Origin of the sequence: Hymenobacter sp. (assembly GCF_036388155.1) — a bacterium.
Lineage (GTDB): Bacteria > Bacteroidota > Bacteroidia > Cytophagales > Hymenobacteraceae > Hymenobacter.
In genome coordinates this window covers 21,327-27,992 of the sequence record NZ_DASVSI010000174.1, presented here as the reverse complement: position 1 = coordinate 27,992, position 6,666 = coordinate 21,327, and the positions used below count along the sequence as shown (strand labels likewise).

Below are 6,666 nucleotides of genomic sequence, written 5' to 3'. Positions count from 1 at the left end.
AACGCCATGTTGTTGACCTTACTGCTGCAAGCTTCCGGAGGAATGGACTACACCCAATTGCTTTTCCCCATTGCCATTGGCCTGGTGGTGTATTTCTTCATGATTCGGCCCCAGCAAAAGCGGGCGGCCGACGCCAAGGCTTTCCGGCAGTCGCTGGCCAAGGGCTCCCGCATCGTCACCATTGGCGGCCTGCATGGGCTGGTAGTGGACGTGACCGAAGAAACGGTAGTGGTGGAGGTTGACCGCGGCACCAAGCTGCGCTTCGACCGCTCGGCCATAGCCCGCGAGGTAGGCACCAAGGCCAGCGCCGACGGCGCAGCGACTGCCTAAGCCGTGCCCGGGCTGCTGAACCGGGCCGCCCGGCTGGTGCGCTGGTTCGTGCGCCCGTTTGCGGGCAAAGAGCCCAGCTTCTACCGCGCCGTAACGGCCTGTTTGCTGGCCGCCGGCCTGTTCTGGCAGATGAATGCTCTGAACAAAACCTACACCACCCGCCTGAACTACCCCCTGGCGTGGCGCTACGACTCGGCCCGCTACGTGCCCATGCGGCCTTTACCAGCGGCCCTACCCGTCACGGTTACGGGCGAGGGCTGGCGCTTGCTTAGGGCTAACATGGGTTGGGGCATCCTCCCGGCGGAAATGCGCCCGGTGCCGCTGCCCGGCACCCGCTACTTGCCCGCCGATGCGTGGCGCCGCGGCCTGCAAAACGCCTTGGAAGGCGTGCAGGTGAACGAATGGGCCGGCGATACCCTACGCCTCACCTTCGACCGCTACGCCACCCGCCAGCTGCCGTTGGCCTTGCCACCCGATTCGGCCCGCCGGTACGCGGCCCGCTTCACGCCAGCGGTGGTCACGTTCCGGGGCCCCGCAAGTTTAGTAAATCAATTGCCTAACCCCTACCCTGTGGCGGTATCATCCAGCTTGGCTGGCTCTGAGGAGATGGACGTGGTGATAAACGCGCCGGCACGGGTGCGGCCCTCGGTTCGCCGGGTCAGCATGGAGTACCAGCGGCGCCCCGATGTTTCACCGCGCGTCCCGCGTCGAGCCACCTCTAATCGTTAATTCTTATGCTGCGCATCGGCATCACCGGAGGCATTGGCTCGGGCAAAAGCATCGCCAGTCGCTTGTTTCACGAGCTCGGCGTGCCAGTCTATGACGCCGATACCCGGGCGCGGTGGGTGATGGAAAACGACGCTGCCTTGCGCCAGGAATTGAGCGCTGCCTTCGGCCCGGAAACCTACGACAGCAGCGGACGCCTCAACCGCACGGCACTGGCCGGCACGGTGTTTCGCAACCCCGCGCTGCTAGCTCAGTTGAATGGCATTGTGCACCCGCACGTGGGCACCGATTTTGAGCGGTGGGCCAGCACCCAGCAGCAGGCCGGCCATGCCTACGTGCTCAAGGAAGCAGCGCTGCTCTTCGAAGCGGGCTCCTACAAACAGCTCGACCGCATCATTACAGTATTTGCGCCTTTGGCGGTGCGCCAGACGCGCGTGCTGCGCCGCGACACGCACCGCTCCTTGGCCGACGTAGAGGCTATTGTGGCCAAGCAGCTGAGCGAGGAAGAAAAAATGCAGCGTGCCAACTATGTACTATTCAACGACGACGTGCGGCCGCTGCTGCCACAAGTGCTGGCTTTGCACGCCGCATTTGGCGCTGCCGAACGGGCATAAAGAAAGGCCGCTCTTGTGGAACGGCCTTAGCTTTCTTCTTTCAGACGAATTGGGTGCGCTTACAGGCGGCCCGAATAGTCTTCCAGCGTGTCAATTACTTTCAACAACTGCGGAACAGCCAGCGAATAGTAAATCTTGGTGCCAATCTTGCTCGATTTCAATACACCCCGGTCTTTCAGGGTGATGAGGTGCTGCGAGGCAATGGCCTGGGGAAGGTCGAGAGCCTGGTAAATATCAGTGACAGACATCTGGCTGTCTTTGCCTTTGGTCTTGCCCAACAAATCAACAATAGCCAACCTTTTGGGGTGGGAGAGAACCTTAAGCATAGCCGCGGCACGGTCCAACTGTTGCGCTTCAACACGCGAATGCAATGGTTTCATGAGAGAATTAAAAATGAAAGAGAAATGGGAGCGTAGAATAAGTGCAATACATCATTGCTGCTTAGGTAGTTCCTCTTTAACACCCGAAAGGCCAATTAGAACCCTAATTTCTCTCAATACTTAAGTATTCTCCTTTTTGTTTCTAATCGGAATACAATTCTTGCCCTATCACCCCGGCAGGCTCAATTTTTACCTTTACAGCCCGGCTTAGCTGGCCATTTTTACTCTCGCCCATTCATCATGCTCGACCTCCTCACAAAATTTGAAAACAAGCGCCCGGAAATTGTCTTCGAGTGGAAAGATTCCGAAACCGAAGCCGAAGGCTGGGTAGTCATCAACTCCTTGCGGGGCGGAGCAGCCGGCGGCGGCACGCGCATGCGCAAAGGGCTGGATAAGAGGGAGGTCGAGAGCCTGGCCAAAACCATGGAAGTAAAATTCACCGTGTCGGGGCCCGCTATCGGCGGGGCCAAGTCTGGCATCAATTTCGACCCGCAGGACCCGCGCAAGCGCGGCGTGCTGGAGCGCTGGTACCGCGCGGTGATTCCACTGCTGAAAAATTATTACGGCACCGGCGGCGATTTGAACATTGACGAAATCCACGAGGTCATTCCCATCACCGAGGAGTACGGCCTCTGGCACCCGCAGGAAGGCGTGGTAAATGGCCACTACCGTGCCACAGAGCCACAAAAAATTCAAAAGCTGGGCCAGCTGCGGCAGGGCGTGATAAAAGTGGTAGAAGACGCTGCTTTCTCTCCTAACCTGGCCCGTAAATACACCGTGGCCGACCTCATCACCGGCTACGGCGTGGCCGAGGCCGTGCGCCATTACTACCGCCTCTGGCCCGGCACCGACGTGCGCGGCCAGCGCGCCATCATTCAGGGCTGGGGCAACGTGGGCGCGGCAGCGGCCTACTACCTGGCCGGCCAAGGCGTGCGCATTGTGGGCATCATCGACCGGGCCGGCGGCCTGCTCAACCCCGAGGGGTTTGGGCTGGAGGAAGTGCGCAGCCTCCTGCTGGCCCGCCAGGGCAACACGCTGACGGCCGACAACCTGTTGTCTTTCGAGGAGATTAACGAGAAGATATGGTCGGTAGGAGCCGACATTTTCATCCCCGCGGCCTCGTCGCGCTTGGTGGCGCGGGCGCAGGTGGAGCAACTGCTCGCCGGCGGCCTCAAGGTGATAAGCTGTGGCGCCAACGTGCCATTTGCCGACCCGGAAATTTTCTTCGGCCCGACGGGCGAATACGCCGACCAGCACACGGCCGTGGTGCCCGACTTCATTGCCAACTGCGGCATGGCGCGCGTCTTCGCCTACCTCATGGAAACCGGAGCCGAAATCACCGACCAAGCCATTTTCGCCGATACCTCGCGCATCATTGGGGCCGCGTTGGAGCGCACGCACCGCGAAAACGCCCAGCCCACGGGCATCGCGCAACGCTCGTTCGAGATGGCCTTGCGGCAACTGGTGTAGCTTCTTGAACACCTCATCATTAAGTTAGCAAAAAACCGGCACTAAGCGCTACTGTATTCTGTAGTAGCACCCAATGAAGGTTTTTTGCTAACAATTTGGTAACTTTGACGCCCTACTTTTGGTCGCCCCGCCCCGGGGCGATTTTGTTTTAGAAGGAATTCCCATTGCAATTATGTCTACTCTGAAGAAAGCGAAGACCAGCAAGACCAAAGTCTCCGACGACCTGCTGAACGCTGGCAGCGGCAAAACCATCAAGCAGCCCAACGTCAACGACGACAAGCTCACCAGCATCACCGAGATGCGCCAGTCGGCCAACGGCGAGAGTGCCTTGGCTTTGGAGGACGAGCAGCGCCTGCGTCGAGCCTTTGTCGACAAGGACTGGAACGAAATCAAAATCGCCGACAGCTGGCAGATTTTCAAGGTCATGGCCGAGTTCGTGGAGGGCTTCGAGAAGATGTCCAAAATAGGCCCGTGCGTCAGCATTTTCGGCTCGGCCCGCACCAAGCCCGAGAACCCCTACTACCAAATGGCCGAGGAAATCGCGGCCAAGCTGGTGCGCCACGGCTACGGCGTCATCACGGGCGGCGGCCCCGGCATCATGGAAGCTGGCAACAAAGGCGCCCGTTCCGAGGGCGGTAAGTCGGTGGGCCTCAACATTGAGCTGCCCTTCGAGCAAACCCACAACATCTACATCGACCAGGACAAGTGCATCGACTTCGATTACTTCTTCGTGCGGAAGGTGATGTTCGTGAAATACGCCCAGGCCTTCGTGGGCATGCCCGGCGGCTTCGGCACGCTCGACGAACTGTTTGAAGCCATGACGCTCATTCAGACTAAGAAAATCAGCCGCTTCCCCATCGTGCTGGTGGGTTCGGCCTATTGGAACGGTCTGTTCCAGTGGATTAAGGACGTAATGCTGCACGAGGAGCACAACATCTCGGCTGAGGACCTGAACCTGGTGCAAATAGTGGACGACGCCAGCGAGGCGGTAAAAATCATCGACGATTTCTACCACAAGTACCTGCTCTCGCCCAACTTCTAGGGCGGTATCCGGGTTTATGCCCTGTCGAAAGCCGAGCCGTGAGGTTCGGCTTTTTTGTTTTGCCCGTACCTTGCTGCTGACCACCGCCCGTTCATGCCCGTGTCCTCCCCCCCGTTAGATTTTGACTACCTGATAGTTGGCGGCGGCGCGGCGGGCTTGAGTTTGGCCTATCACGTCGCCCAGGAACCTCGATTAGCCAACAAAAAGGTCCTGATACTTGAGCCCGAAGCCAAAGACCAGAACGACCGAACCTGGTCGTTCTGGACCGACGCGCCCACGCCTTTCGACGGCATTGTGGCGCACGAATGGCGAAAAATAGCCTTCCGCAGCCCCGGATTTGACCGGGTAATCGACTTGGGCTGCTACCGCTACAAAACCATCAATGGGCTGGATTATTACCGGCACGTGCGGCGCGCGCTGGCCGACAAACCGCAGTTCACCTGGGTGCCCGGCTATGCCAGCAGTTTGCAGCCATTGCCAAAAAGTGGCGTAAAAGTCATTACCACAGCCGGGGAGGAATTCACCGCTTGCTACGCTTTCGACAGTCGCCCACCGGACCTCCGGCAACTGCAGCAGCCCCAGAAGCATCGGTACCTGCTGCAGCATTTTGTGGGCTGGGAAGTGGAAACGGACCACGACGTTTTCGACCCCGGAGTGGTGGAGTTCATGGATTTCCGCGGCGAGCAGCACCACGAGGCGCGCTTTATGTACGTGCTGCCCTTCACGCCACGCAAAGCCTTGGTGGAGTACACCTTATTCTCGGAAAAGACGCTGCCCAAAGCGGAGTACGAAACGGCTGTTCGGGAGTACCTGGAGGCGTTATCCGGGGCAGATTCTTACCGGATTACGGCCGAAGAAGTGGGCGCCATTCCCATGACCGACCATCCGCTGCCGGCCCGCGTGGGCTCGCACATCATCAACCTGGGCACGCGAAGCGGGCGGGCCAAGCCCAGCACCGGCTACGCCTTCAAGCGCATTCAGCAGCACTCCGCGCGGCTGGTGGCGGCCTTGGCGGCAACGGGCCGCCCGCCTGCCGACCCCACCGGCGATAAATGGCAGTTCCGGCTGTTCGATACGTTGCTGCTGGACATCATGAAGCGCCGGGGCGAGTTAACCCGCGACATCTTCCGCGACCTGTTTGCCCACAATCCTGTGGAGCGCATCTTTCGCTTTCTGGACGAACAAACGTCCTGGGCTGATAATCTGCGGATAATGAATTCGGTAGAGCCGGGCCCTTTCATGCAATCAATCGCCCACGTGCTGCGCGGCCGACCGGGAAGCCGGAAATGAGTTGCGCCGCAACATCAAGGTGCTAGTCGTTGCGGCCAATTATACGCTTTAGACCACCTCCCTTCAATTGGTTATTCCAGCAGGGGCTTGCTCCAGCCAGGCGCGGGCGTCGCGCACGGTGGCCCCGGAAAGCGGCCGGAGCTGCGGCTGCGGCTCGGAGAGGTTTAGGAGGTAGCCGGTCAGTTCGGGAAGGTTGTCGAGGTCGTGGGTGCTGCACAGCACGGTTTTGCCGTGGGTGGCGGCCCAGTCGTGCACGAGGCTGAATACTTGGCGACGATAATACGGGTCGAGCTGCTGGGTGGGCTCGTCGAGCAAGTATACCTGCGCGTCTTGCAGGCTGAGTTGGGCCAGCCACACGAGCTGCTGTTCGCCGCCCGAAAGCTGCGCAAAGTCGCGCTGGGCGAGGTGCGCCATTCCCACCCGCGCCAGCGCGGCGTCGGCCAGGGCATAATCAACAGGCGCGTAGGCGCTTAGCAGGCCGTGGTGCCGGTAGCGCCCCATCACCACCAATTCCCGCACCGCAATGGAAAACCCGATGCTGCCGCGTTGGGGCAAGTAGCCCAGCAGGCCCGCCGTGGCTGCCCGGCGTAAGCCTCGCACTTCCTGCCCGTGCAGCTGAATGCTGCCTTCGTATGGCAACTGGCCGGTGAGCACCCGGAACAGCGTGGTCTTGCCGCTGCCGTTGTGCCCCACCACGGCCACAAAAGCCGGACCCGGCAAGCACAAAAAAAGGTTGCGGACCAACACCCTACCGGGGTAGCCCGCAACCAGATTTTCTATTTTCAATGATGAGGAAGGAACCAAAGATGAAGAC

At 59.9% G+C, this 6,666-nt stretch carries 8 protein-coding genes; 6 read left to right on the top strand and 2 right to left on the bottom strand.

From position 1 onward, the window contains the following. The 3 genes from yajC to coaE all read left to right on the top strand — a co-directional run. On the top strand, window positions 1–330 hold a 330-nt coding region (yajC, locus tag VF629_RS24390), incomplete at its 5' end, for a preprotein translocase subunit YajC (protein ID WP_331061125.1). 3 nt (window positions 331–333) lie between these two features. Next, complete coding sequence (locus VF629_RS24385) at window positions 334–1,059, top strand: hypothetical protein (RefSeq protein WP_331061124.1); 726 nt, start codon at window positions 334–336, stop codon at window positions 1,057–1,059. A 5-nt stretch (window positions 1,060–1,064) separates the two neighbouring features. Further along, window positions 1,065–1,670, top strand: coding sequence for a dephospho-CoA kinase (gene coaE / locus VF629_RS24380; protein WP_331061123.1), 606 nt, complete (start codon window positions 1,065–1,067; stop codon window positions 1,668–1,670). A gap of 59 nt (window positions 1,671–1,729) precedes the next feature. Here the strand turns inward: coaE and VF629_RS24375 are convergent, their stop codons facing one another. Further along, complete coding sequence (locus VF629_RS24375) at window positions 1,730–1,996, bottom strand: metalloregulator ArsR/SmtB family transcription factor (protein ID WP_331061122.1); 267 nt, start codon at window positions 1,994–1,996, stop codon at window positions 1,730–1,732. Window positions 1,997–2,290: 294 nt separating this feature from the next. Here VF629_RS24375 and VF629_RS24370 point away from each other — a divergent pair, with 294 nt between their 5' ends. The 3 genes from VF629_RS24370 (at window position 2,291) to VF629_RS24360 (ending at window position 5,852) form a co-directional block, all read left to right on the top strand. Continuing rightward, window positions 2,291–3,520, top strand: a complete 1,230-nt coding sequence (locus VF629_RS24370; RefSeq protein ID WP_331061121.1) for a Glu/Leu/Phe/Val dehydrogenase dimerization domain-containing protein — start codon at window positions 2,291–2,293, stop codon at window positions 3,518–3,520. 298 nt (window positions 3,521–3,818) lie between these two features. Continuing rightward, window positions 3,819–4,562 carry a TIGR00730 family Rossman fold protein gene (locus VF629_RS24365; RefSeq protein ID WP_331061126.1) on the top strand — a complete coding sequence of 248 codons (744 nt, stop codon included), beginning with the start codon at window positions 3,819–3,821 and terminating at the stop codon, window positions 4,560–4,562. Window positions 4,563–4,655: 93 nt separating this feature from the next. After that, complete coding sequence (locus VF629_RS24360) at window positions 4,656–5,852, top strand: lycopene cyclase family protein (RefSeq protein WP_331061120.1); 1,197 nt, start codon at window positions 4,656–4,658, stop codon at window positions 5,850–5,852. A 63-nt stretch (window positions 5,853–5,915) separates the two neighbouring features. Here the strand turns inward: VF629_RS24360 and VF629_RS24355 are convergent, their stop codons facing one another. Next, window positions 5,916–6,638, bottom strand: coding sequence for an ABC transporter ATP-binding protein (locus tag VF629_RS24355; RefSeq protein ID WP_331061119.1), 723 nt, complete (start codon window positions 6,636–6,638; stop codon window positions 5,916–5,918). Window positions 6,639–6,666: the final 28 nt, after the last annotated feature.

Excerpts from the sequence above, each read along its gene's own strand:
- coaE (WP_331061123.1), top strand. The coding sequence starts at position 1,065 with ATGCTGCGCATCGGCATCACCGGAGGCATTGGCTCGGGCAAAAGCATC.
- VF629_RS24375 (WP_331061122.1), bottom strand. The coding sequence starts at position 1,996 with ATGCTTAAGGTTCTCTCCCACCCCAAAAGGTTGGCTATTGTTGATTTG.
- VF629_RS24370 (WP_331061121.1), top strand. The coding sequence starts at position 2,291 with ATGCTCGACCTCCTCACAAAATTTGAAAACAAGCGCCCGGAAATTGTC.
- VF629_RS24365 (WP_331061126.1), top strand. The coding sequence starts at position 3,819 with ATGCGCCAGTCGGCCAACGGCGAGAGTGCCTTGGCTTTGGAGGACGAG.
- VF629_RS24360 (WP_331061120.1), top strand. The coding sequence starts at position 4,656 with ATGCCCGTGTCCTCCCCCCCGTTAGATTTTGACTACCTGATAGTTGGC.